The sequence below is a fragment of the Sinorhizobium meliloti genome (assembly GCF_017876815.1).
Taxonomy (GTDB): domain Bacteria; phylum Pseudomonadota; class Alphaproteobacteria; order Rhizobiales; family Rhizobiaceae; genus Sinorhizobium; species Sinorhizobium meliloti.
On the sequence record NZ_JAGIOS010000002.1, the window covers coordinates 889,278 to 913,705 of the forward strand.

Genomic DNA, 24,428 nt, shown 5'->3' on the forward strand with positions numbered 1-24,428 from the left:
GATGTCCAGAAAAATTCTAGCGAGACTGTTCATCGCTGCCGGTATCTGCGTGGCGGGCTGGTTGATCTATCGCACCCTCAGCCAACATAGCTTTCATGAAATCGCTGGTTCGATCATGCGGATTCCGGCCCGGAATCTCTTTGTGGGCATCGGTTTCGTCTTTCTTTCCTATTTCTGCCTGACCCTCTTCGACACCCTCGCTATCCGCTATGTCGGGCGGAAGCTCGCCTATCCGCAAATCGCCATCGCCTCCTTCACCAGCCTTTCGATCGGCCACAATGTCGGCGGCGCGGCCTTGAGCAGCGGTGCCGTCCGCTACCGGTTCTACTCGCGCTGGGGGTTGAGCGCCGAAGAGGTGGCGAAGGTCATTCTGTTCTGCGGCGTCACCGTCGGCCTCGGCCTTGTCGCATTGGCCGGGCTTTGTTTTCTGATCGTGCCTTCGGGCGCCGCGCGGCTTACCGGATTTTCCACGACCGGCGCTTTCCTGCTCGGCACTGCCTGCATAGCGGCCGCGGCCGGTTACGTCCTGCTCGCTTATTTTCTGCGGGGCTCGGTTCGCATCTTTCGCTGGACTTTCGAAATGCCCTCGGTGGGGATTGCCGCCTTGCAGGTCGTCGTCGGAGTCGCCAACTTCCTCTGCGTCAGCGCAGCGTTGCATCAGCTGCTCAGCGCCTTCGAGGAGGTGAGTTTCATCGACACGGCCATGGCCTATGTCGGGGCCGGCGTGACCGCGATCGTCAGCCATGTCCCCGGCGGAATCGGCGTACTCGAGGCGACAATCGCATTTCTGCTTGGCAGTTCGGCGAGCCTGGGCGCTCTGATCGCCTTTCGGGCGATCTATTTCTTCCTGCCGCTGCCGCTCGGCTTGATCTCGCTTTCGGTCGCTGAGTTCGTCGCCCGTCGGGATGAGGAAAAAAACCTGGTGAGCAAGGCGAAGAGCTGACCGATCCAGCGCCTCACGAGCTTGTGCGTGCGATAAAAGGGTCGGATCGGCCTTTGCGGATCGACGATCTCCGTGCCCCAGACGAGACTGGTCGCGCCGTCGTCATCGATTCCGTCGAAGGCGCGTATGCCGCGCCGGCGCGTGTTCAACCTGTCCAAGGCGGCGACGAGCGAGTTCGTTTCCCTCAGTGCCTTTTCAACGGCGTCCGCTTCGATGTCGAGATGTTCTGCGATCAGGCCGTTGCGGACTCTGGCAATGGCGGCGCGCTGTCCTTCGTTGGCGGCTTCTACGGCGACGTCGCATTCGGTGTCGAGGCTTGCCGAGCGGTGGTTGAAGTTCGACGAGCCGACGCGGAAAAAACGATCGTCGATCGCGACCACCTTGGAATGGATAATCACCTCCTGCTCGGATCCGTCGGCGGCGGGAACGACCGGGTAGGCGACCCTGAGCCTGCCGTATCGGTCGGCCCGCTTGAGCCGCCGAACGAGACGGTCGCGGTTTCCTCCCATGACGATGCGTTCCAACAGCCCATGCGAGCTGCGGGTAGTGATGACCACCACTTCCGGGCCGTCCGGCTCCTGCAGCCGGTCGCAGAGCAACTGCCCAATTCTTCCCGATGCGAAATACTGGTTTTCGATGTAGATGTGACTTTGCGCACTGCGCAAGGCATCGAGAGTCAGCCGCAGTGCCTCCTGCCGGCCGCGCCTTTTGCCGGAGCCCGGCTCCGTGCGGGCGATTGCGACCGGGCAATCCTCGAGCACCGGCACCGTGCCGTTCGGCCATGCAAGCGCCCTCGCGGGCGGCGCCTCGATTTCCTCGCCCGTAGAGGCTTTCCAGCGGGATCTGCAGAGATCGCCGATGGCGCGGCTCGCCTCGCCTTCGAGCGCCACCTGGATGTCATGCACCGGATCATAGGGTTTTCCGTCCGGATCGCGCCGCAACTCGTTCTCGGCCGCGTGCTCCGGCGTGTCCCAGCGGCGCGCCGTCAGATCGATGCCCCCGGCAAAGGCGATGCTGTCGTCGATGCAGACGAGCTTCTGGTGATGCGATCCGCGCAGCGCCCGGTGGCTCGCGAAGCGAAGTTCGATCTGCGGATGGGCCGCCCATTGCTGCCTGCGAAAGAGCCTGAGCGACTTTCCCGAGTAGATCGGTCCCATCGCCCAGACGAGAATGCGGATCTTCAGTTTCGGCTTTTGCGCAGCGAGGCGCTCGAGCCTGCTGCCGAGCGATTCCGCCTGGGGGCAGTCCGGTCTGAGCTTGATGCGCGGATCGAAGTCCCATCCGGTGATCCAGATCTGCTCTTCCGCCTGATCGAACGTACTATCGAGACAAGCATAATAGGCGGCTGCGTCCACCAGGAAGGACAGATGCCGTGCGGGCGCGCTGCGCCAGACATTCTCCGCCTCCTTGATTATCGGCCGGCTTGTCCGACGCCATCGGCCGGCCGGATTTCCGGTGAACGCGCTTTTCCAGTCCAAGCTTCCTATCCCGTACGTGGCGACTGGAAATGAATCCCTTTCAACCGTGATTTGTTCCAGGAGCAGCATTGTTGCCGAACAAAGCCTTCGCGGCGACCAGGTCGGCGGAGCTTTGCCATGGCGGAACATTTCCCGGCAGGACGAGATTAGAAGGTTCCGAGCCTTCAATCGAACCCGCCAATCACCCATACGCTGACCGGAGGAGGGGCAAATATGCCGAACACTTCCGACATCCTCATCGACACGCTTATCGAATGGAAGGTCGATGTCGTCTTCGGCCTGCCCGGAGACGGCATCAACGGCATCATGGAGGCGCTCAGGAGGCGGCAGGATCGCATCCGGTTCGTTTCCGTGCGCCACGAGCAATCGGCCGCCTTCATGGCATGCGCCTATGCCAAATTCACCGGCAGACTTGGCGTCTGCCTCGCCACATCGGGCCCGGGCGGCACAAATCTGCTGACCGGCCTCTACGATGCGAAGCTGGACCAGATGCCGGTGCTCGCGATCACCGGCATGCAGTATCACGACCTGATCGAGACGTTCTCACAGCAGGACGTCGATCTCACCCGCGTCTTCGAAAACGTCGCCGTCTACAACGCGCAGGTGAACGACGCAGCCCACATGGAAAACCTCGCAAACCTTGCCTGCCGGTCGGCGCTCTCCAAGCGCGGCGTGGCGCATCTTTCGATCGCCAACGACGTGCAGGAGCGGATGGCAGATGGCGGGCGGTCCCGCCGCAACCGGCCGGGGCACATGCCAAGCCGGTATTTCGCCGGCAAGCTCGTGCCCCTCGAAAGCGATCTTTCGAGAGCGGCGGATCTCCTGAATGCGGGCAGGAAGGTGGCAATTCTTGCGGGGCGCGGCGCACTCGAGGCGAAGGAGGCTCTGCGCGAGACGGCGGAACTGCTGGGCGCGCCGGTGGCGAAGGCTCTTCTCGGCAAGGCGGTGCTGCCCGACGACGACCCGCTGACCACCGGCGGCATCGGCATACTCGGCACCGCGCCGTCGCAGGAGATCATGCAGCAATGCGACACGCTGCTCATCATCGGCTCGACCTTCCCCTATATCGAATATTATCCCAGGCCGAACACGGCAGCCGGAATCCAGATCGACCATGACCCGCAGCGCATCGGTCTGCGCTACCCCGTCGAGGTCGGGCTGGTCGGCGAGGCAGGCGAGACCCTCCGCATGCTCAACAAGCGGCTCAAACGCAAGCAGGACAGGTCGTTCCTCGAGCGGGCGCAAGAGCAGACGCGAAACTGGCGCCGGGAGCTGCGGGCGATGGAAGGCGACAGGAGTTCTCCCCTGAAACCGCAGGCGGCGGTCGCGGCTTTCGGCCGGCGCATCGCGAAGAAGGGTATCGTCGTCACCGACTCCGGACAGAACACCGAGCTTGCGGCCCGTCATCTCGATCTCGGTGCGGACCACATGTTCGCGGTCTCCGGCGCCCTCGCCTCGATGGCCTCGGGCCTGCCCTATGCTATCGCGGCGGGCATCGCGATGCCGGACCGCCCGGTCTATGCGGTCGTCGGCGACGGCGGCTTCGCGATGCAGCTCGGCGAATTTGCGACAGCCGTCGGATACCGGCTTCCTTTGAAGCTCCTGGTGATCCGAAACGACATGCTGAACCAGATCGCCTGGGAGCAGATGATGTTTCTCGGCAATCCGCAATTCGCCTGCGAATTGCCGCCGATCGATTTCGCCGCCGCGGCGGAGGCCATGGGCGGCCGGGGCTTCACCGTCCGGTCCTTCGGCGAACTGGACGGGATCATGGATCAGGCCTTCGCCGTGGATGGGCCGGTGGTCATCCAGGCGCTGGTCGACCGCTACGAGCCGCTGATGCCGCCGAAAATGCCGGCGGACTACGCCCGGAACTTCCGTGCCGCGCTTCCGGAAACGCCGGGGCACGAGAAGATCGAGGAAATCCTCAGGAATTCCTCCGTCGGCAGGAAGGTAACCGACGAGGAGCCGCAGCCGCCGCATGAGGCGGCGCCGGACGAGAACACCGGCGAATTGCCGGGAATTCCGTAGAGCGCATTCCCGCCGACGGGAACAAAGCATGCCTTCTTCGGTTCGAACCGGAAGTATGGGCTTCGAGGACCCGAGAATGACGCATGCTATAGGCAGCAGGCGATGGGCAATCGCCGACGGCTACATCCCTTCTTCGAGCGCGAGCGACGATCCCGCGCTCGTCTCCCCAGCGCTCGTCTCCCATGAAAGCGCCTGCATCCTGAATACCGGTGACACGCCGGCCAAGGTCGAGATCATGCTGTTCTTTTCCGACCGGGAGCCCGCAGGTCCGTACCGTGTAACCGTCGCGGCCCGCCGGACGGTCCACCTGCGTTTCAACGATCTCGACGATCCGGAGCGCGTGCCGCGGGACACGCCCTATGCCTCGCTGATCGAATCCGACACGCCGATCGTCGTGCAGCAGACGCGGCTCGATTCCCGGCAACCGCCCCACGCTCTCTTGAGCACAATCGCCTATTGCCAGGAGTAGCATGCCGAACACACCGTGGAGTGCTACCTCTCAGAACCTCGGCCAGGATTTTCACAACTGGTCGGGCGGCCTGCGCTTTCGTCCGTCGCGTCTGGATGTGCCGGAAGACGAGGAAACCGTGGCGGCGCTCGTGCGCGCAGCCGCGCGGCAGGGCCGCAGCATACGGCCGGTCGGCTCGGCCCATTCGTCGAGCGAGATTTACGTGACCGACGACATCCTGGTCTCCATGGCCGGCATCTGCGGCTTACGCGAGCATGATGCGCAACACCACCGCGCCACGGTCGGCGCCGGCTCGCAGCTGACCGAGCTCAGCAAGGAGCTGCAGGCAGCCGGCATGACGCTCTCAAACTTCGGCGACGTGGCCACCCAGACCGTCGGCGGTGCGATCGGAACCGGAACGCATGGGTCCGGACGGGATTTCCCCAACCTGTCGATGATGCTCGTGGGCGGCCGCCTGGTCACCGCCGGGGGTGAGATAAGGACGTTCGACGTGGAAGAGGAGCCGGATTTCGTGCGGGCCCTGCGCGTCTCCTTCGGGACGCTCGGCATTCTCACCTGGACCACTCTGAAGCTCGAGCCGCTGCACGATCTGCACCGCCAGGAATGGTGCCTTGCCTTCGAGCCATGCATGGAGGTGCTCGATAAGCTCTCCCGCGAAAACCGGAACTTCGATTTCTACTGGTATCCCCGCTCCGACGAGGTGAAGATCCGTTGCCTCAACCCGCCCGGCGAGGAGAAGGATTACGGCGCCTTCGCACGGCTGGCAAAGGACGAAACCGGCCCGCCGCACGAGGTCATTCCCCAGCACAGCGACCTTCCGCATCGTTTCGAGGAGATGGAATATTCCATGCCCGCCGAAGCGGGGCCGGAATGCCTCGGAAAGCTGCGCGCGCGGATCAAGGAAAGATGGCGCCGCTCCGTCGGCTGGCGTCTGCTTTTTCGCTACATCAAGGCCGACGACAGCTGGCTCAGCGAGGCGTATGGGCGGAATTCCGTGAGCATATCGCTTCATCAAAATGCGACGCTCCCCTATTGGGACTTCTTTCTCGACCTCGAACCGATCATGCGCGATCACGGCGGGCGGCCGCATTGGGCGAAGAAGCACAGCCTTCGCGCAGCCGAGCTCAGACCCCTTTACCCGATGTGGGATCGTTTTCTCGCGGTCCGACAGGAAATGGATCCGGGCGGACGGTTTCTCACGCCGTATCTGCGCGGGCTTTTCGGGTGCTAGAGCGGGATGAGGAAAAGTGTGCGCGGTTTTCCGCCCGCATCCCGCTCTAATTTTTTGGAATCGATCACGTTCATGTTTTTAGGTCGACCCGACTAAAAACATCGTGGTCTAGGAGGGCGCATGCAGGCGATCGGCAAGAGGCGATGGACGATAGCCGGGGGGCGCATTCCCCTTGAAAGCAACGGCACGGAACCCGAATTCACGAGCCGGGACGAGATCGCGGTGCTCAACTGTTGCGACAGCCCGGCCAGGCTGCGCATTCATATCCATTATGCGGATCGTCCGGCTGTCGGACCTTATGAGGTGGAGGTCGCCGCGAGGCGGGTCCGCCGCATCCGCTTCAACGACCTGATCTTTCCCGAGGCGCTGCCGCTGGACGAGGATTTCGGCGCAGTCATCGACGCGGATATTCCCGTGGTCGTGCAATTTACCCGCCTCGACAGCGGCACAGCATCGCGCAGCGCGGTGGCGACCGCGGCCTATGCGGAGCGGAACCTTCAAGGGAGCGGACGATGAAAGAGGCGCCGTGGTTCTCGAGCTCGGTCATCTATGGAATCGACGTGCGCAGATTTTCGGACGGAAATGGCGACGGGATCGGCGACTTCATAGGTCTCAAGGAGCGCGTGTCTTATCTGCACTATCTGGGCATCGACTGTGTCTGGCTCTCGCCCTTCTTCAGGTCCCCCTTTGCCGATAACGGCTACGACGTCAGCGACTATTATTCCATCGATCCGGTTCTCGGAACGCTGGACGACTTCCTGGATTTCCTGCACGCCGCCGGCGAACAGGGCATTCGCGTCGTCGTCGATCTCGTCGCCAACCACACATCCAGCGAGCATCCGTGGTTCCAGGCGGCGCGGCGCGACGCGAGGTGCCGCTTCCGCGACTATTACGTCTGGTCGGAAAGCCCGCCGCCGGTCGCTCCGGACAACAAGACGGCGTTTCCCGGCGAGGAAAGCAGTGTCTGGACCTATGACGATCTCGCCCAGGCCTATTACTTCCACAAGTTCCGCCATTTCCAGCCGGACCTGAACATCGCCAACCCGGCGGTGCGAGACGAATTGCTTCGTGTAGTCGACTATTGGCTGACATTGGGCGTCGACGGATTCCGGGTGGATGCCGCGCCATTCGTAATCGGCGAAACCGGCATAGAGCACGCGGACCCCAGGGACCCCCAGGGCTTTCTCAGGGAAATGCGCAAGCTGGTCGACGGGAGGCGCCAGGACGGCCTTCTGCTCGGCGAAGCGGACCTGGCGCCGGAAAAGCTGCGGTCCTATTTCGGCGACGGAAAGCTCGACCTTCTGTTCAACTTCGTGTTGTGTGCGGCTTTCGCCGCGAGCCTCGCGGGGCAGAAGGCCGACCCCATCGGCCAGGCGCTTTCGATCATGCCAGAGCCGCCTCCCCATCGCGGCTGGGCGAACTTCCTTCGCAATCTCGACGAACTGAACCTCGATCGCCTGCCGGAAGACATTCGAGAGGAAACCTTTGCGGCCTTCGCCCCGGATGAGGAGATGCGGATCTACGGACGCGGCATCAGGCGCCGCCTTGCGCCGATGCTGGACGGAAACCGGGCGAGAATAGAACTCGCCTTCAGTCTGCTTCTGTCTTCCCCGGGCGTGCCGCTCATTCTCTACGGCGACGAGATCGGCCTTGGCGAGGACCTTTCCCGACCGGGCCGGGAGCCGGTCCGCGTGCCCATGCAGTGGAATACGGGTTCCAATGCCGGCTTCTCCACCGCCCAGCGCGCCAAACTCGTCCAGCCGCCGGTGACAGACGGCCCATTCTCCTTCAAGCGGGTCAATGTCGAAGCTCAGCGTGAGGACCCGGGGTCGCTTCTGAACCGCGTGCGGGCGATGATCCTGGCGCGGCGCCGGCACGAGCTCTTCAACAGGGGACGCCCGGTCATGCTGCACACCGGAGACCCGGCGCTGTTCGCGCTGGCCTATTCCGACGGCACCGAACTATTCGTGGTGCTGCACAATCTTTCGGACGGCAAGCGGCGGGCGGAGCTCGAACTGCCCGGCGCAATCGACGCCAGGCTCAATGACATTCTCGGCGAGGGTGAGGTCGAGCTTTCCGGGCAGCGTCTGGCGATAGGGCTCGGTCCGTTCGGCTACGTCTGGCTTCATTCGGGAAAGAAGGATTGAGATGGCGAGCATCGGCTATCACGCATCGCACGAGCAGTTCACCCCGCTCGACCTGTTGAACTGGGCGCGGGCGGCGGAAGAGGCCGGGTTCGATTGCACCATGTCCTCCGACCATCTGGCGCCCTGGAGCGAACGCCAGGGGCAAAGCGGCTTTGCCTGGGCCTGGCTGGGTGCCGCCCTCCAGGCAACTGAGCGGAAGTTCGGCCTCGTCACGGTTCCCTGCGGCTGGCGCTATCACCCGGTGATAACGGCCCAGGCCGCCGCAACCCTTGCCCAGATGTTTCCGCGGCGCCTTGCCTGGCTTGCGCTCGGCACGGGCGAGGCACTGAACGAACACGTCGTCGGCGGTGCCTGGCCCGGAAAGGCGGAACGAAACGCCAGGCTGCGCGAGGCGGTCGACGTCATCCGCGAGCTTTTTGCCGGCCGGACGGTGACGAGGGACGCGCCCATTGCCGTCTCCGAGGCCCGGCTTTATACGCTTCCCGAAACTCCGCCTGCGCTGATCGCAGCGGCTTTGACGCCCGAAACGGCGGAAGGTGCCGGCGAATGGGCCGACGGCCTCATCACCGTCAATCAGTCGCCGGAAAAGCTCGCGGCGATCGCCCAGGCCTTCAAGCGCGGCGGCGGCGACGGCAAGCCGCTCTGTCTTCAGGTCCATGTGTCCTATGCCCGAAGCGACGAGGAGGCGCGGCGGAACGCCTTCGACCAGTGGCGGAGCAATGCGCTCAGCGCCTTTCAGTCGGAAACCCTGAGGACGCCGGGCGACATAGAAACCGCGACGAGCGGTGTCCGCCCGGAGGACCTCGACGCCTATGTCCGCATTTCTTCCGATCCGGGGCGGCACCTCGCCTGGATCGAAGAGGATATCGCGGCAGGCTTCGACGAGATCTACCTCCACAATGTCGGGCGCAATCAGCTCGAATTCATCGGCGTCTTCGGGCGCACGGTGCTGCCGCGCGTGCGCGCTTCCCGACCGGCAACCGAGTAAGTTGACGACAGCAGTCTAGCCGGTTTTCCACCTTGACGTCTGATGCATTATGTTCCCCCAATGCCGGCAGGATCGGGCGGGAGGGGTGCGGCTTGTACGACTATTGCATCATCGGAGGCGGCATCGTCGGTCTTGCGACCGCTATGGCGCTGCAGGAAAGGATGGGCGGCGCCAGGATCGTGCTTCTGGAAAAGGAGCGGGAGCTTGCGCGGCATCAGACGGGCCACAACAGCGGTGTGATCCATGCCGGGATTTACTATGCACCGGGATCCCTGAAAGCGAAGCTGTGCCGCGAGGGAGCGGAGGCCACGAAAGAATTCTGCACCGGGAACGGCATATCGTTCGAAACCTGCGGCAAATTGCTGGTCGCGACGAACGATGCCGAGATCGAGCGCATGGAGAGCCTGGAAGAAAGAGCGCAGCAGAATGGGATCGAATACACTCGCCTGTCGAAGTCGCAACTGCGATCGGACGAGCCTAACATCGCCGGCCTCGGTGCGCTTCTCGTCCATGCGACGGGGATCGTCGATTATTCGGCCGTTTGCCGGGCGATGGCCGAGCGCATCGAAGTCCGGGGCGGCGAAATCCGGTGCGGGGTCGAGGCCACTGCCATTGCCGAAGAGGATGGCGGCGTGCGGATCGCAAGTGCAACCGGCCGCATCGAAGCGCGCAGGCTGATCGCCTGCGCCGGCCTGCAGTCCGACCGCATCGCGCTCATGGCCGGCCTCAGCATCGACCACCGCATCGTTCCGTTCCGGGGCGAATATTACGTGTTGCCGGCATCGAAGGCCGGTATGACCAGGCGCCTCATCTACCCCATTCCCGACCCGGACCTGCCTTTCCTCGGAATTCACCTGACCCGGACGATCGACGGAGGCATGACCGTCGGCCCCAATGCGGTGCTGGGCTTTGCCCGCGAGGGCTACCCGAAGGGCAGCTTCAAAGCGGCCGATGTGGCGAACATGGCGGCGTTTCCCGGCTTCTGGAAAATGGCGGCGAAGAACTGGCGTTCGGCGATCACGGAATTCGCCAATTCGGCATCGCGGTTCCGCTATCTGCGGGAGTGCCGGAAATACTGCCCGTCGCTCACGATAGACGACCTCGCAGTCCCGCAGGCCGGCATCCGGGCGCAGGCGGTCATGGCCGACGGCAGCCTCGTCCACGACTTTCTCTTCAAACAGACCGAAAGGATGCTCCACGTCTGCAACGCGCCGTCGCCGGCTGCGACCTCGGCAATTCCGATCGGCCGCATGATCGTCGATCGCCTGCTCGACGGGGCTCCTCCCGCGACGGAACGATCACAATCGCTTCATGGGACTCATGCGCAACTTCATCGGTAGTGCATCGAGCCGCCGCTTCCTTTACTTTCGCCCCTGCCATGCGCACACTCTGCCGGAGGAGCAAGCGCGGTCCGTTGGGAGGCGGTGATGGTTTCACATTCCGAGCACATCCGCGAAATCGAACGCGTCAGCCGTGGTCTTCCCGTGCGCCGCGACGAGACGGTCGTGAAATCGTGGCTGCGCTGCCTGGAGCATCACCGGCTCGATCCGGCGCAGAGTTGTGAAGCCTATATCGTTCCGGAAACGCGACTTAGGGAACACCGCCAACAATCGGAGGATCTGATCGCCATCGCCCGTTCGGGGCTCGAAAACCTGTTCCGCCAGGTGGCGGGGCAGAACTACGTGCTGCTGCTTTCCGACCGCGAAGGCGTGACGGTCGAGTTCCTCGGCGATCCCCTCTTCGGCAACAGCCTGCGCAAGGCGGGGCTCTATTTGGGTTCGGAGTGGTCCGAGTGGCGCGCCGGGACCTGTGCGGTGGGCGCGTGCCTGGAAACGGGAGAGGCGCTGACGATCCACCAGACCGACCACTTCGACAACACCCACACGCCGCTCTCCTGCACGGCCGCGCCGATCTACGACATCCAGGGCGAACTCTCCGCCGTGCTCGACATCTCGCTTCTGAGTTCGCCGATCCTCAAGGCGAGCCAGAACCTGGCACTGCACCTGGTGAGCGCGACCGTAAGGCGCATCGAGCTTGCCAATCTCATGGCGCAAGCGCGTAATCAATGGGTCCTGCGATTCTCGCGCTCACCCGAATTCCTCGACGTCGATCCGGAGGCGGCGATCTCGATCGACGGTCTCGGCCGCATCGCCGGCATGACGCATGCGGGAGCGAAAATCCTTGCGCGTTCGACAGGCCTCGACTGGCGCGATCCGCAGCAACTGATCGGCGAGCCGGTGTCGCGCTTCTTCGACATCGAGGTCGACAATCTTTCCGACCTTACCCGCCGGCGCCCGACCCGGGAGCGGCTCGTCTTCGCGCGGGATGGAAACGCGCTCTTCGCCCATGCGATCGAGCCGCACTCGAAGGTCCGCGCACCGCTCGTTTCGCGCGAGCAAATTCCACCGGCCTTGCGGCGGCTCGGCGGCGACGCGCCCGTGATCGCGGCGCTGCAGGCAAAGGCGGCAAAGCTTGCGCGGACGCGATTGCCGATCCTCATTCAGGGCGAGACCGGAACGGGCAAGGAACATCTCGCGCGGGCCATCCACGAGGGCAGCGGTCTCGAGGGCCCGTTCGTCGCCATCAATTGTGCGGCAATCCCGGAGCAGCTGATCGAAAGCGAGCTTTTCGGCTACTTGCCGGGAGCTTTCACCGGCGCTTCGGCAAAGGGTCGCAAGGGCCTGATCGAGCAGGCGGACGGCGGAACGCTCTTCCTCGACGAAATCGGCGACATGCCGCTTGCCCTGCAAAGCCGGCTGTTGCGCGTGCTTGCCGAGGGCGAGGTGCTGCCGGTCGGCGGGACGGCACCGCGGAAGGTTCGGATCCGGATCGTGTCGGCATCGCACCGGCCCCTGCAGACGCTCGTCTCGCAAGGAGCATTCCGCGAGGACCTCTATTACCGGCTCAATGCCGCGACGCTCACCCTTCCGGCGCTCCGGGACAGGCCGGACTTCGACTGGGTTCTGGAGCAACTCCTGAAGCGGCACGGCGATGGCGAATTGATATTGTCCCCGGCCGCGCTTTCTGCGCTCAAGGCCCACGATTGGCCGGGAAACATCCGCGAGCTCGACAACGTCATCGGGGTCGCCGCGGCACTTGCCGAGAACGGCGTCGTGGAGCTCGGCGACCTGCCGGACCAACTCCTGGCGAATGCGGACACTGTCGGCGGAAACGAGGCGAGCGCGACCTTGAGCCTGACGCTGACCGCTTGCAACTGGAACATTTCCGAGGCTGCCCGCCGGCTGGGGCTCGATCGCTCGACGGTGCACCGGCAGATCAAGCGCTACCGCCTCAAACCGCACCGCCATTGAGGCGCAATCCGTCGCGGCAGGCGGCCGTGCAACAGGCGCGGCGCCACACATGTTGCAGCCGCGTCGCATCATGCGACACCTCCACGTTCTCGCTTCTTGAAAACACTCGTTTTTCTGCCCTGGCACGGTCATTGCAGAAGATGGTTCGACGACCAGCGTCTGCGGGCGGTTGAGGAGCCGCCCGTGTGCCATCCAAGCGAAGAGGAGGATACCCATGCTTGAAGAAAGTCCCGGCACCCGCGTCGATACCGTGCTCGCCAAACTCGGAAAAGCCCTTGAACAGGGCGACATCGATGCGGCCGTCAACCTGTTCCAGGCCGACTGCTATTGGCGCGACCTCGTCGCCTTCACCTGGAATCTCAAGACGATGGAGGGGCAGGATCAGATCCGCGACATGCTGACGACGCAGCTCGCTGCGATCAAGCCGGCGCGGCTGCGCCAGGACGAGAAGGAACCGGCGAGCGCCGGCGACGGCGTCACCGAAGGGTGGTTCGAGTTCGAGACCGAGGTGGCGCGCGGCCACGGCCATATCCGTCTCAGGAACGGGCTGATCTGGACGCTTCTGACGACGATGACGGAGCTCAAGGGGCATGAGGAGCCGAAGGGGCTCAGGCGGCCGCTCGGCGCCGAACACGGTCATGACCCGGACCGTAAGACCTGGAAGGAAAAGCGCGAAGCGGAAGCAGCCGAACTCGGCTACACGACGCAGCCCTATGCCGTCATCATCGGCGGCGGCCAAGGCGGGATCGCGCTCGGCGCGCGCTTGCGGCAGCTGGGCGTGCCGACGATCATCATCGAGAAGAACGAACGCCCCGGCGACAGCTGGCGCAAGCGCTACAAATCGCTCTGCCTGCACGACCCGGTCTGGTACGATCACCTGCCCTATATCCCCTTCCCGGAAAACTGGCCCGTCTTTGCGCCGAAGGACAAGATCGGTGACTGGCTGGAGATGTATACCAGGGTGATGGAACTCAATTATTGGAGCTCCACACTCTGCAAGTCGGCGCGATACGACGAGGCGACCGAGGAATGGACGGTGATCGTCGAACGGAACGGCGAGGAGGTCGTCCTCAGGCCGAAACAGCTCGTTCTCGCAACCGGCATGTCGGGCAAGCCGAACGTGCCGAAGCTCGAAGGCCAGGACATCTTCAAGGGCGAGCAGCAGCATTCTTCGCAGCATCCCGGGCCCGACGCCTATCGCGGCAAGAAGGTGGTCGTCATCGGCTCCAACAATTCCGCGCATGATATCTGCGCCGCACTTTGGGAAGGCGGCGCGGATGTGACCATGGTGCAGCGATCGTCGACGCACATCGTCCGATCGGACACGCTGATGGAGATCGGGCTCGGCGATCTCTATTCCGAGCGGGCGCTTGCCGCCGGCGTGACGACGCGCAAGGCCGACCTGATCTTCGCCTCGCTCCCCTACCGGATCATGCACGAGTTCCAGATCCCGCTGTACGAGAAGATGCGCGAGCGGGACGCCAAATTCTACGCCGATCTCCAAAAGGCGGGCTTCATGCTCGACTGGGGCGCCGACGGCTCCGGCCTGTTCATGAAATATCTGCGCCGCGGCTCCGGCTACTATATCGACGTGGGCGCCTGCGACCTCGTCATCGATGGCAGCATCAAGCTGAAATCCGGTTCCGACGTCAGCCACCTGACCGAGGATGCCGTGGTGCTGAAGGACGGTACGGTGCTTCCGGCCGATCTCGTCGTCTACGCCACAGGCTACGGTTCGATGAACGGCTGGGCGGCCGACCTCATCTCGAAGGACGTCGCCGACAAAGTCGGCAAGGTCTGGGGTCTCGGCTCCGATACGCCGAAAGATCCGGGTCCATGGGAGGGCGAGCAGCGCAACATGTGGAAGCCGACGCAGCAGGAGGCGCTCTGGTTCCACGGCGGCAACCTGCATCAGTCGCGGCACTATTCGCAGTATCTTTCGCTGCAGTTGAAAGCGCGCTGCGAAGGCATATCGACGCCCGTCTATGGCCTCCAGGAACGCCACCACCTTTCCTGATCGGCAAGATGCCAGCCGGAGAAGTCCGGCTGGCATCGGGCGTGGCCTGGTTGGCGGGCCAGATCCCGGGCGGGATTAAGTGCTCCCCGGAAAAATCCGCAGGAGCGTCTCTCTTTGCTCCCAGATCATGACCGCTCCGCTCAGCGCCATGAAGCCGACCACGATCGCGCGGAAATTCAGCTCGCTCATGTTCGTCAGCACCCGCTTGGCGAGCCAGTTGGAGAGAAGCGCTCCCAGCCCGGCGGCGATGCCGAACAACAGCAGCTTGCCTGTCAACGCTCCGAGTGCCGTATATGTGCCGAGCTTGGCGAGATGCATGGGTAAGGAGATCGCGGTCTTGGTCCCTACCATCTTTTCCTTGGTAATGCCGGCATTGAGATAGAGCGTGTTCAGGATCGGCCCGATGGCTCCGATCAGGCCGGAAAGAAAGCCGACGACGAATTGTGCCGGGAAGAACCACCAGGTAGCTACCGCAAAGGTCCTTTCCCGCCGGCCGAAGCCGTATTGGAATATTGTCGAGATCAGGAACAGGCCGACGACGATCTGAAGCCATTCCGCCGAGGTGTTGGAGAAGGCGGCGGCGCCGAGGACGCCGCCGAGCGCCGCGCCGGGGAGACCCCAGGCGGCGACGCGCCATTCGATATCCCCAAAAAAAATCAGGATGCGCCCGCCTCCCGCAATGAGGGTGGCGACAGCCACCACGGGAGCGACGGCCTGGGCACCGGCGATGAAGCCGATGAGCGGCACGAGAAGCATGGCTCCACCTCCGCCGCCGATCGTAGAAACGATCCAGGCGATGAAACCCGAGGCGGCGAGGAGAAGATAATCCATCATGTCGAACTTGCCCTCAGGCGAGCCGGATCAGACAAGGAGATCCGCGGAAACGTCGTCCGCGAACCTACCGATTAGGTGTCCGCGCGCGGCTCCCGGGCATCCTACCCGAGTTCTATGTAATCCGGATAACGCGCCGCGATGTCGTCGATCATCGACAACGTGCCGGAGAGGTGGGTCTTCATCGCTTGCGCTGCCTCGACCGGCGCACCCTTTTCGATCCCTTCGATGATCATGTCGTGGGTGTCCACCACACGTTTGGTGCCGACATTGACGAGATTGAGGCGCCGCAGACGATCGATATGGCCGCTGTGGCGGCGGATGATCGGCCAGATGTGCTCCAGCCCCGCTTCCTCGAAGATGATGAAGTGAAACGCACGGTCGGCCGCCAGAAACTCCGCATGTTCCTTCGAAGCGAGGGCTTTCAGCTTGGTGTTCGCCACTCGCAGCCGGTCTGCGATCTGTCCCCTGTTGGCCTTTTCCGCCAGATTGAAGACGGCTTCCTGCTCGACCGCGCGGCGCATGAGGTGGGTCTGGCGGGCCAGATTGATATCGATTTTGGAGACCAGCGTCGCATATTGGGGGTAGACGGTGACGAGGCCTTCCTCCTCCAGGCGCATCAGCGCGTCACGCACCGGCGTCTGGCTGAGACCGAACTGTTTCTGCAGTTCGACACGCGAGAGCGCCGTACCGGGGGCGAGGTCGAGCGCGAGGATCCTCTCGCGAAGATATTCCACGATTTGCGGCGCGATCTGCCGGGTGCGGTCAAGGCCGCTGCGATGTTTGGCAGCCGGAGCTTCCGATGTCAAAAATCCAATCCTCCAGGACGGTTCCCGATCCTGTAATAATGCATTAATGTGTTAGTGTGAAGTGGATCTCGCCGGCCGGCCTCCCCGGCAGGACAGGAAGGATCGCCGTGCCCGAGAAGTCGCCCATCCTCGAAAGCCTAGCCGAAGCCCGCCCGTCGAGCTATGCCGATCAGGTCTACGGGCGCATCCTGCACGACATATTGAACGGCATCTTTCAACCGGGCGCACGTCTGCCGACAGAGAACGAACTCGCCGAACGCTTCGGCGTCTCGCGGCCGGTCGTCCGCGAGGCGCTTGCGCGCCTGGGGGTCGACGGCCTCGTGGAAGCGCGGCGCGGCAGCGGCACCTATGTCTTGAGCAGGCCCTCGCAAGATCTGCCGAACCTGGCCGACCTGGAGGATATTTCGCGCTTCCTGCGCTATCAGGAGCTTCGCTTCTACGTGGAAGGCCAGGCGGCAGCACTGGCAGCGGAGCGGCGCACGGAAAAGCAGCTTGCCGCCATTCTCGAGGCCCATGAGGCCTTCGCCCATGAGGTCGGCCGTGGGGCCTTCCTGCCGGAAAGCGACAGGCGTTTCCATCTTGCGATCTGCGAGGGGACGGGAAACGAGTTTTTCGCCAAGGCGCTGGAGGGCCCGGAGGTTTCGCTGACCAGCTTCATGAACGTTTCGCTTGCCCTCACCCGGTCCGGATCGCAGGCACGTGCCCGCCGGGTCATTGCCGAACATGCCGAGATCGTCGACGCGATCCGCACGAAAGATGCCGTATGGGCGCGGGTGGCGATGGAAACGCACATCATCAACGCGCGCCGACGGATGACGGACGGTACAATCGACTCCTGATAGGTAAATATATTTTACAAATCGTTGGCCATGTTGTAATGAAAACCGACTTATGGAGGAGGTTCTCATGCAAACTCGACTTGGTGCCCGTGATTACGCAGCTTCGGTGGTGGCAGTTCCGCCCATCGCGCTGAATGCGGATCTGACGGTGAACGCCGACGCCAACCGGGCGATCATTCGTCATATCGAGGCAGGCGGGGTGCGCATTCTCCTCTATGGCGGAAATGCCAACCTCTATCATTTCGGCCTGGACGACTATCGCGCGGGCATGGAGGCGGTGATCGCGGCTGCTGCGCCGCAGACCGGTCTCATAACGTCGATCGGTCCGGATTTCGGCAAGGCCATGGCGCAGGCGCCGATCGCCCGCGACCTGGGTTTCAAGAACGTGATGCTGCTCCCGACACAATTCCCGGCAGATCCCGCCGGTGTCGCCAATGGCGTGCGCCGCCTCGCGGCGATTCTCGGCCATGGCCTCGTGCTCTATCTGAAGCGGGAGAATTATGTCGATCCGGACGAGCTTGCCCGCCTCGTCTCCGAAGGCGCCGTCGATTTCGTCAAATATGCGGTGGAGCGGGCCGATCCGGCGCAGGACGCCTATCTCGATGCCGTCATAGGGGCGATCGGAAAAGACCGGATGGCGAGCGGCATGGGCGAAACGCCGATCCACGATCATCTCGGCCGCCGCGCACTGACGACCTATACTTCGGGCGCGGTCTGCATTGCCCCTTCGGCCGCGATGGAGCTCCTTACGCTCTACAAGGCCGGGCGCGGCGCCGAGGCATTGGAGCTCAGCCAGCCGTTTCTGGAGTTCGAGAGAGTTCGCACGGACCTTGGCGGCTTGCAGGTGCTTCATGACGGCATGCGGCTGGCGGGGATCGCCGACACGGGCCCGCTGATGCCCATGATCTCCAATCTGAGTGCTGCGAAGCTTGACCCCGTCGGCGCCGCGGTGGAGGCCTTGAAGGCGGCGGAAGCCGCCTGCCTGAGGCGCTCCGGAAAGGCAGCGGCGGCGGCTTCAGCCTGAGTTGACACTTTTGTGTGGACACACTAATACATTAGTGCGCTAGTGCGGATGCGGTGCCGGAGGACTACGAGGCCGAAAACGGCCCGCCGCAACGTCCTGGTCTTTACCGAGGAGGAGAAAGAAATGACCATCCGCTATTGTACCCGCGCCGTGGCGCTCTTGACCGCGACGCTCTTTTCCGGCGTCGCGATGGCCGCCGAAGGCGAGGTGAAGATCGTATTGCCGGAGCAGCCGGCCAACCTCGATCCCTGTCGCTCCATCAGGTCGGATATCGGCCGCATCATCAATTCCAACATTACCGAGACCCTGACCGTCATCGACACGGAGAAGGGCACCGTCGGCCCCTGGCTTGCTGAAAAATGGGAGCAGGTGGACGATCTGACCTGGCGTGTGCATCTCAAGAGCGGCGTCAAGTTTCAGGACGGCGCGGCGTTCGATGCCGAAGCGGTGGTCAAGTCCATCAACCGCCTGATGAACCCCGGCCTCACCTGCGACAGCCGCTCGAAATTCGGCGACGTCAAGCTGACGCCGAAAGCGGTCGATGCGCAGACGGTGGAGATCTCCTCCGACAGCCCGGTGCCGATCATGCCGACGCTGCTCGGCACCGTGCAGATCGTCTCCCCCAACATGCCGTTCGACAAGGAAAGCAACGATCCCGTCGGCACGGGACCCTATGTGGTCGAAAGCAAGTCCAACGAGCAGATCGTCCTGAAGCGTCACGATGCTTACTGGGGCGCCAAGCCGGACGTCACGCGCGCAACCTATGTCTGGCGCAGCGAGTCGGCCATCCGGGCGGCCATGGTCGAATCCGGCGAAGCGGACATGACCCCATCCATCGCCGTGCAGGACGCCACCAATGCCGAGTCTGACTTTGCCTATCTGAACTCCGAGACGACCCGCATGCGCATCGATGCGCAGATCCCGCCGCTCGATGATGTCCGCATCCGCAAGGCGCTCAACATGGCTATCGACTGGGACGGCATGGGCGAAGCGCTGTTCGGCAAGGACGTCCTGCGGGCCTCGCAAATGGTCGTTCCGGGCGTGCGCGGCCACAATCCCGATATCAAGCCATGGACCTACAATCCCGAAGAGGCGATGAAGCTGGTCGAGAAAGCCAAGGCCGCAGGCGCTCCGGTCGACAAGGAGATCGTGCTGATCGGGCGCAACGGCTTCTTCCCGAACTCGGCCGAAAGCCTCGAAGCGATGCGATCCATGTGGCAGGAGATCGGGCTCAACGTCTCGATACGCCAGCTCGAAGCGGCCGACTGGGTGCGCTATCTCGACAAGCCCTTCCCGGAGGGACGCGGGCCGACGCTTTTCCAGCAGCAGCACGACAACAATACGGGCGACGCCGGGTTTACCGCTCCGGTCATGTATCTGAGCGAGGGACAATATTCGACGATCGCCGATCCCGACCTCGACGTCGTGTTGAAGAAAGCCATGGCCGCGACCGGCGACGAGCGTGAAAAGCTGTTTCAGGAGGTCTTCGCGAAGGTGCACGACGAAATCGTCGCAGACGTGCCGATGTACCACATGATCGGCTATGTCCGCGTCGGCTCGCGCCTCGACTGGAAGCCGGATCTCAAGACGAACAGCGAGATCGCGCTCTCCGAGATCCATTTCAAGGACTGACGAACCCGACCTGCCGCCGCGGCGTGTCTCACGTCGCGGCGCCCTCCTTGATTACGGTGGAAAGGAAACGCCGTGTTCGCTTTCATTCTCAGACGCGCCGGCCAGAGCCTGATCGCGGTGATCGGACTTCTGGTGCTCGTCTTCTTCCTCTCGAGGCTTACCGGCGATCCGGCCTATCTCTATCTGCCGCTCGATTCTTCCGAAGCGCAGCGTCAGGCCTTCTCGGAGACGCACGGCTTCAACGATCCTCTTGTCGTGCAATTCGGCCGTTACCTTGTCGATCTCGCCCGATTCGATTTCGGGGACGCGCTGAGCCGCAACCGGCCGGCCATGGAAGTCGCGCTCGAGGCCTTTCCGCAAACGCTGAAGCTCGCCGTGATCGCGATCGTTCTTTCTCTCTGTTTCGCCGTCGTCGTCGGGTCGCTTGCCGCGGCACGCCCGAACAGCCTGTTCGACAAGATCGCGAGCACCGCGTCGCTTGCGGGCGCCAGCGCCCCGGATTTCTGGGTTGCGATCGTGGCGATCCTTGTCTTCTCCGTCGGACTGGGCCTGCTTCCGACCTCCGGGACGGGAACGGCGCTGCATTGGATCATGCCGATCTTCGTTCTGACCCTCAGACCCTTCGGCCTGCTGGTCCAGGTCGTTCGCGGCACGATGATGGGTGCGCTTGCCTCGCCCTATGTGAAGACGGCGCGGGCCAAGGGCGTGAACCGGTCCCGGATCGTCTTCCGCCACGCCCTGCGCAACTCGCTGCTCCCGGTCATCACCGTCGCCGGCGACCTTGCCGCCAGCCTCGTCAACGGCGCCGTCGTCGTGGAAACCATCTTCGGCTGGCCGGGGATCGGCAAGCTCATGATCGACGCGATCGTGCGGCGCGACTTCGCGCTCATCCAGGCGACGGTGCTGGTGACGGCGATTGCCATTTTCGTTCTGAACATCGCGATAGACCTCGTCTATGCGCGGCTCGATCCACGCATAAGGTTTGAAACGAGATGAGCGCGACGGCCATGACGACTTCCGCCGATACCCCCGAGACGAAAGTCTCGCGTTTTCAGATACTGCGCCTCATCAGCCGGGACTGGCTGGCGCTCGCCGCGGTGATCTTCCTGCTGCTCGTGGTCGCATGCGCCGTCTTCGGTCCGTGGCTGATGGGCGACCTCATCGACAAACCCAATTTCCGCGCCCGAAACATGGCGCCGTTCAGCCTGTCCCAGGGTTGGACTTACGTGCTCGGCGCCGACACGCTCGGCCGCAGCCTGCTCGCGCGGCTCGTGGTGGGTGCGCAGAACACGATCGGCATCGCGTTCTTTGCGGTGTTCTGCTCGGTCGTGATCGGCGGCATGCTCGGCTTGATTGCCGGCTATTCGCGAGGCGCCGCCGGCACGATGATCATGCGCGGTGCTGACATCGTGATGAGCTTTCCTTCGCTGCTTTTGGCGCTGATCGTCCTCTTCAGCCTTGGCCCTTCCGTCACCAATCTCATACTGGTGCTCGCGATCACCCGCGTGCCGATCTATCTGCGCACAACGCGTGCGGAAGTGCTCGAGGTGAGAGAGCGGATGTTCGTCAGCGCCGCCGTCGCGCTCGGCGCCAACCACACGCGCATCCTTTTCCGTCACATCGCGCCGATCGTGCTGCCGACGCTGGTCACGATCGGCGCCATCGACTTCGCAACCGTTGTTCTTGCCGAGTCGTCGCTGAGCTTCCTCGGCCTCGGCATACAGGCGCCTGAGTTCACCTGGGGCGCCATGGTCGCCACCGGCCGCGGCTATCTCTCGACCGCCTGGTGGATCGCCTTCTGGCCCGGACTCGCGATCCTCTTGACCACGCTTTCGCTCAATATCCTGTCGAGCTGGTGGCGCACCTATGCCGATCCGCAGCAGCGCTGGCGGATCGAACTCGCCCGCTCCAAGAAGGGCATTCCGGAGAAACGCAAATGACCGGCCCACACCTCCTCGAGGTCAAGGATCTGACCGTGGATTTCCTGTCGCTCGGCGGTGCCTTCCGTGCGACGAGCGGGCTCAGCTTTCATGTCGACGCCGGCGAGACGCTCGTGATCCTGGGCGAGTCCGGCTCCGGCAAGTCGGTCAGCGCCAGTGCGATCATGGGGCTCATCGACACGCCTCCGGGCGATATCTGCGCCGGGTCGGTCGCCTATCGCGGACGCGATCTCTCCTCGCTTTCCGAGGGGGAGCGGCGGGACCTCAACGGCCGCAGGATCGCGATGATCTTCCAGGACCCGCTGTCGCATCTGAACCCCGTCTATACGATCGGCTGGCAGCTGGAGGAGGTCTTCACTGTCCACGGAGTGGCGAGCGGTGCCGAGGCTCGGCAGAGGGCGATCGAGATATTGGGGCGCGTGGGCATCCCGGAGCCGGAGAAGCGCATCGATCAGTATCCGCACCAGTTTTCCGGCGGCCAGCGCCAGCGCATCATGATCGGCATGGCGATCGCGCTCAGGCCGGAAATCCTGATTGCCGACGAGCCGACGACGGCGCTCGACGTGAGCGTGCAAGCGCAGATCCTCGAGCTTTTGAAGAAGCTGCAGGCCGAAGACGGCCTTGCCATCATCATGATCACCCATGACCTCGAGGTGGCCGCGAACATGGCCGACCGGGTGATCGTCATGAAGTCCGGCCGCATCGTGGAGGAGGGCGAAGCCCGCGCCGTCTTCGAAAATCCCGCCCACAGCTATACGCGGACGTTGATCAACGCCCTCCCGCATGCCGATGATAGAGCGCCGCCGAGGCCGGCGAGGCCGGCCGGGAAACCGATCCTGGAAGTGAAGAACATCGACAAGTTCTATACGCTCTCGTCCGGGTTTTTTGCGAAGCCGGCGCGATTGCATGCGGTCAAGAACCTGAGCTTCGACGTCGCAGCCGGCGAGACGATCGGGATCGTTGGCGAGAGCGGCTCCGGCAAGTCGACCGTCGCACGCGTGCTTCTGGGCCTGAACGAGGCTTCCGGCGGCGAGGCGCTGTTTCACGGACGCGACGTCCTGAAGATGGACCGCAAGCAACTGCTGGCCTTCCGCCGGAAGGTGCAGATGGTGTTTCAGGACCCCTATAGTTCGATGAACCCGCGCATGACGGTGTTCGACATCGTCTCGGAGCCGTGGCGCATCCACAAGGACATTCTGGAGAAGACGCGCTGGCGCGACCGTGTCACCGAATTGCTGGGGCTCGTCGGCCTGAACCCCGAGCACGCCAAACGCTATCCGCACCAGTTCTCAGGGGGCCAGCGGCAGCGCATCGCCATTGCCCGGGCGCTTGCCTGCGATCCGGAGCTCGTCGTCTGCGACGAGGCCGTCTCGGCGCTCGACGTCTCGGTGCAGGTGCAGGTCATCGACCTTCTGGCGGAATTGCGTGACCGGCTGGGCCTCGCCTACATCTTCATAACCCATGATCTGCCGATCGTTCGTCACTTTGCCGATCGCATCATCGTCATGAAGAGCGGCGAGATCGTCGAGCATGCGACGACGGAAGAGATCTTCCGCAATCCGCAACATGCCTATACGCGCCAGCTCATCAATGCGACTCCGAAGCCGAAGTGGCAGACAGCCGCCGACGCGGCATGAAGAAGATCGCCCTGCCTGCGGTGGTCGCAGGAGCCCTGTTGATGGGGGCAAATTCCCTGGTCGCGGCGATGGACGGCGTCATCGTGCGCTTCGTGGCCGGGGAGGTCCACCCGATCGGCATCGTCTTCTTCCGTAACCTTGCCAGCCTGATCGCGCTCTATCTGCTGCTGTGCCGCCGCGGCTTTCCGCTCGGCTTCGCGCAATCCAGCGGTCGGGCGATGCATTTCTCCGTCCATGCGATCAGGGCCGTCATCAAGCTTCTTGCGCTCGTCGCGGCCTTCATTGCCGTCACCGAGATACCTTTGGCCTCCGCGACCGCGATCGCCTTCACCATGCCTCTCTTCGTCGCGCTCGGGTCGGTACTTTTCCTCGGTGAGCGGTTCTCGGCCGCCCGGGTCTTCGGCCTCGTTGCCGGCTTCGCCGGTATTCTGATCGTCGTCAGGCCGGGCGGCGCAACCTTCCAGTCAGGCGCGGCCTGGGCGCTGGCGTCAGCGGTCGGCCTCGCCATCGTCGCGCTGTTGATGAAGGTTTCGGCCGAACGTGAGGACCCGCTCAGCATCGCCTGGCTTAACCTGCTCGTGACGGTCCCCGTGGCTTTCGTCATGGCTCTGCCTTTCTGGCAGACGCCTTCGCTGTTCAGCCTCGCGCTGATGACGCTGCAGGGCATCGGCGGCCTTTTCGCCCAGCTATCCTTCGCGAGGGCAATGAAGCTCGCCGACGCTTCGCTGCTGGTTATCGTGGATTTCATCCGGCTGCCGATCGCCCTCATCCTTGGCCTCGTGCTCTTCGGCGAGCCGATCCGGCTGGAGGTCGTGATCGGCGGAGCGATCATCCTCGGGGCGATCGCGTTGCTCTTTCACCGCGAGGGGAGGAGGCGAGGATAGGGGCGGGTCCGCGAGCGCGCAACGCAAGGAACGAATGCCCCTCCCCAACCCCTCCCCACAGGCCCCCACAGGTGGGAGGGGCTAACCGGCCGTGGCCTCGTCGCCTCTCTGACCGTCGCGACAGTCTCAAGGTTCTGGGGAATGGCAATCGGGTGCAACGGGCGCCAGAGCCCCTCCCACCTGTGGGGAGGGGTTGGGGAGGGGTTTTTGCGAACGA

Annotated in this window: 20 protein-coding genes; 17 read left to right on the top strand and 3 right to left on the bottom strand. The window is 63.6% G+C overall.

The annotated features are described in order from the left end of the window. Position 1 precedes the first annotated feature (1 nt). On the top strand, positions 2–943 hold the full coding sequence (locus tag JOH52_RS23065; RefSeq protein WP_014530857.1) for a putative bifunctional lysylphosphatidylglycerol flippase/synthetase: 942 nt from the start codon (positions 2–4) through the stop codon (positions 941–943). Here JOH52_RS23065 and JOH52_RS23070 read toward each other — a convergent pair. Next, positions 838–2,490 (bottom strand): phospholipase D-like domain-containing protein, encoded by a 1,653-nt coding sequence (locus JOH52_RS23070; RefSeq protein ID WP_164822014.1) that lies wholly within the window; start codon positions 2,488–2,490, stop codon positions 838–840. The genes JOH52_RS23065 and JOH52_RS23070 overlap by 106 nt on opposite strands. A gap of 144 nt (positions 2,491–2,634) precedes the next feature. Here JOH52_RS23070 and JOH52_RS23075 point away from each other — a divergent pair, with 144 nt between their 5' ends. The 9 genes from JOH52_RS23075 (at position 2,635) to JOH52_RS23115 (ending at position 14,615) form a co-directional block, all read left to right on the top strand. Then, positions 2,635–4,452, top strand: a complete 1,818-nt coding sequence (locus JOH52_RS23075) for a thiamine pyrophosphate-dependent enzyme (protein ID WP_014530855.1) — start codon at positions 2,635–2,637, stop codon at positions 4,450–4,452. 76 nt (positions 4,453–4,528) lie between these two features. After that, a complete protein-coding gene (locus tag JOH52_RS23080; protein ID WP_015456573.1) occupies positions 4,529–4,921 on the top strand; it encodes a sensory rhodopsin transducer in 393 nt (130 codons plus the stop codon). 1 nt (position 4,922) lies between these two features. Continuing rightward, the gene (locus JOH52_RS23085; RefSeq protein WP_014530854.1) at positions 4,923–6,152 is read left to right on the top strand and encodes a D-arabinono-1,4-lactone oxidase; all 1,230 of its coding nucleotides are present in this window, start codon (positions 4,923–4,925) and stop codon (positions 6,150–6,152) included. A gap of 120 nt (positions 6,153–6,272) precedes the next feature. Then, on the top strand, positions 6,273–6,668 hold the full coding sequence (locus JOH52_RS23090; RefSeq protein ID WP_014530853.1) for a sensory rhodopsin transducer: 396 nt from the start codon (positions 6,273–6,275) through the stop codon (positions 6,666–6,668). Then, positions 6,665–8,299: an alpha-amylase family protein gene (locus JOH52_RS23095; protein ID WP_014530852.1), complete on the top strand. Its 1,635-nt coding sequence runs from the start codon at positions 6,665–6,667 to the stop codon at positions 8,297–8,299. Before JOH52_RS23090 ends, JOH52_RS23095 begins: the two co-directional genes overlap by 4 nt. 1 nt (position 8,300) lies before the next feature. Continuing rightward, positions 8,301–9,287, top strand: coding sequence for a TIGR03885 family FMN-dependent LLM class oxidoreductase (locus tag JOH52_RS23100; RefSeq protein ID WP_014530851.1), 987 nt, complete (start codon positions 8,301–8,303; stop codon positions 9,285–9,287). 92 nt (positions 9,288–9,379) lie between these two features. After that, positions 9,380–10,627, top strand: a complete 1,248-nt coding sequence (gene lhgO, locus JOH52_RS23105; protein ID WP_014530850.1) for an L-2-hydroxyglutarate oxidase — start codon at positions 9,380–9,382, stop codon at positions 10,625–10,627. 87 nt (positions 10,628–10,714) lie between these two features. After that, positions 10,715–12,598: a sigma-54-dependent Fis family transcriptional regulator gene (locus tag JOH52_RS23110; RefSeq protein ID WP_010975022.1), complete on the top strand. Its 1,884-nt coding sequence runs from the start codon at positions 10,715–10,717 to the stop codon at positions 12,596–12,598. 214 nt (positions 12,599–12,812) lie between these two features. Then, complete coding sequence (locus tag JOH52_RS23115) at positions 12,813–14,615, top strand: NAD(P)/FAD-dependent oxidoreductase (protein ID WP_014530849.1); 1,803 nt, start codon at positions 12,813–12,815, stop codon at positions 14,613–14,615. A 75-nt stretch (positions 14,616–14,690) separates the two neighbouring features. On the opposite strand, the gene JOH52_RS23120 is transcribed toward JOH52_RS23115, so the two are convergent. Beyond that, on the bottom strand, positions 14,691–15,449 hold the full coding sequence (locus JOH52_RS23120) for a sulfite exporter TauE/SafE family protein (protein ID WP_014527625.1): 759 nt from the start codon (positions 15,447–15,449) through the stop codon (positions 14,691–14,693). Between the two features lie 101 nt (positions 15,450–15,550). Continuing rightward, entirely contained in the window at positions 15,551–16,255 is a 705-nt protein-coding gene (locus tag JOH52_RS23125; RefSeq protein ID WP_003532175.1) for a GntR family transcriptional regulator, read from the bottom strand. A gap of 107 nt (positions 16,256–16,362) precedes the next feature. Here JOH52_RS23125 and JOH52_RS23130 point away from each other — a divergent pair, with 107 nt between their 5' ends. The 7 genes from JOH52_RS23130 to JOH52_RS23160 all read left to right on the top strand — a co-directional run bounded on the left by JOH52_RS23130 (position 16,363) and on the right by JOH52_RS23160 (position 24,211). Further along, the gene (locus JOH52_RS23130) at positions 16,363–17,094 is read left to right on the top strand and encodes a FadR/GntR family transcriptional regulator (RefSeq protein ID WP_107010482.1); all 732 of its coding nucleotides are present in this window, start codon (positions 16,363–16,365) and stop codon (positions 17,092–17,094) included. 52 nt (positions 17,095–17,146) lie between these two features. After that, the gene (locus tag JOH52_RS23135) at positions 17,147–18,118 is read left to right on the top strand and encodes a dihydrodipicolinate synthase family protein (protein WP_017273127.1); all 972 of its coding nucleotides are present in this window, start codon (positions 17,147–17,149) and stop codon (positions 18,116–18,118) included. Between the two features lie 123 nt (positions 18,119–18,241). Next, positions 18,242–19,750, top strand: coding sequence for an ABC transporter substrate-binding protein (locus JOH52_RS23140; RefSeq protein WP_014530847.1), 1,509 nt, complete (start codon positions 18,242–18,244; stop codon positions 19,748–19,750). 72 nt (positions 19,751–19,822) lie between these two features. Then, the gene (locus JOH52_RS23145; RefSeq protein ID WP_010975029.1) at positions 19,823–20,746 is read left to right on the top strand and encodes an ABC transporter permease; all 924 of its coding nucleotides are present in this window, start codon (positions 19,823–19,825) and stop codon (positions 20,744–20,746) included. Between the two features lie 11 nt (positions 20,747–20,757). Then, entirely contained in the window at positions 20,758–21,690 is a 933-nt protein-coding gene (locus JOH52_RS23150) for an ABC transporter permease (RefSeq protein WP_014527622.1), read from the top strand. Then, positions 21,687–23,327 (top strand): ABC transporter ATP-binding protein, encoded by a 1,641-nt coding sequence (locus tag JOH52_RS23155; protein ID WP_014530845.1) that lies wholly within the window; start codon positions 21,687–21,689, stop codon positions 23,325–23,327. The genes JOH52_RS23150 and JOH52_RS23155 overlap by 4 nt, the downstream gene beginning before the upstream one ends. Continuing rightward, positions 23,324–24,211 (top strand): DMT family transporter, encoded by an 888-nt coding sequence (locus JOH52_RS23160; protein WP_017275032.1) that lies wholly within the window; start codon positions 23,324–23,326, stop codon positions 24,209–24,211. The genes JOH52_RS23155 and JOH52_RS23160 overlap by 4 nt, the downstream gene beginning before the upstream one ends. The last annotated feature ends 217 nt before the right edge of the window (positions 24,212–24,428 follow it).

Coding starts and splice junctions, on each gene's coding strand:
- JOH52_RS23090 (WP_014530853.1), top strand. CDS start 6,273: ATGCAGGCGATCGGCAAGAGGCGATGGACGATAGCCGGGGGGCGCATT.
- JOH52_RS23065 (WP_014530857.1), top strand. CDS start 2: ATGTCCAGAAAAATTCTAGCGAGACTGTTCATCGCTGCCGGTATCTGC.
- JOH52_RS23100 (WP_014530851.1), top strand. CDS start 8,301: ATGGCGAGCATCGGCTATCACGCATCGCACGAGCAGTTCACCCCGCTC.
- JOH52_RS23070 (WP_164822014.1), bottom strand. CDS start 2,490: ATGCTGCTCCTGGAACAAATCACGGTTGAAAGGGATTCATTTCCAGTC.
- JOH52_RS23150 (WP_014527622.1), top strand. CDS start 20,758: ATGACGACTTCCGCCGATACCCCCGAGACGAAAGTCTCGCGTTTTCAG.
- JOH52_RS23085 (WP_014530854.1), top strand. CDS start 4,923: ATGCCGAACACACCGTGGAGTGCTACCTCTCAGAACCTCGGCCAGGAT.
- JOH52_RS23080 (WP_015456573.1), top strand. CDS start 4,529: ATGACGCATGCTATAGGCAGCAGGCGATGGGCAATCGCCGACGGCTAC.
- JOH52_RS23140 (WP_014530847.1), top strand. CDS start 18,242: ATGACCATCCGCTATTGTACCCGCGCCGTGGCGCTCTTGACCGCGACG.
- JOH52_RS23095 (WP_014530852.1), top strand. CDS start 6,665: ATGAAAGAGGCGCCGTGGTTCTCGAGCTCGGTCATCTATGGAATCGAC.
- JOH52_RS23110 (WP_010975022.1), top strand. CDS start 10,715: ATGGTTTCACATTCCGAGCACATCCGCGAAATCGAACGCGTCAGCCGT.
- JOH52_RS23115 (WP_014530849.1), top strand. CDS start 12,813: ATGCTTGAAGAAAGTCCCGGCACCCGCGTCGATACCGTGCTCGCCAAA.
- JOH52_RS23135 (WP_017273127.1), top strand. CDS start 17,147: ATGGAGGAGGTTCTCATGCAAACTCGACTTGGTGCCCGTGATTACGCA.
- JOH52_RS23075 (WP_014530855.1), top strand. CDS start 2,635: ATGCCGAACACTTCCGACATCCTCATCGACACGCTTATCGAATGGAAG.
- JOH52_RS23120 (WP_014527625.1), bottom strand. CDS start 15,449: ATGATGGATTATCTTCTCCTCGCCGCCTCGGGTTTCATCGCCTGGATC.
- JOH52_RS23160 (WP_017275032.1), top strand. CDS start 23,324: ATGAAGAAGATCGCCCTGCCTGCGGTGGTCGCAGGAGCCCTGTTGATG.
- JOH52_RS23155 (WP_014530845.1), top strand. CDS start 21,687: ATGACCGGCCCACACCTCCTCGAGGTCAAGGATCTGACCGTGGATTTC.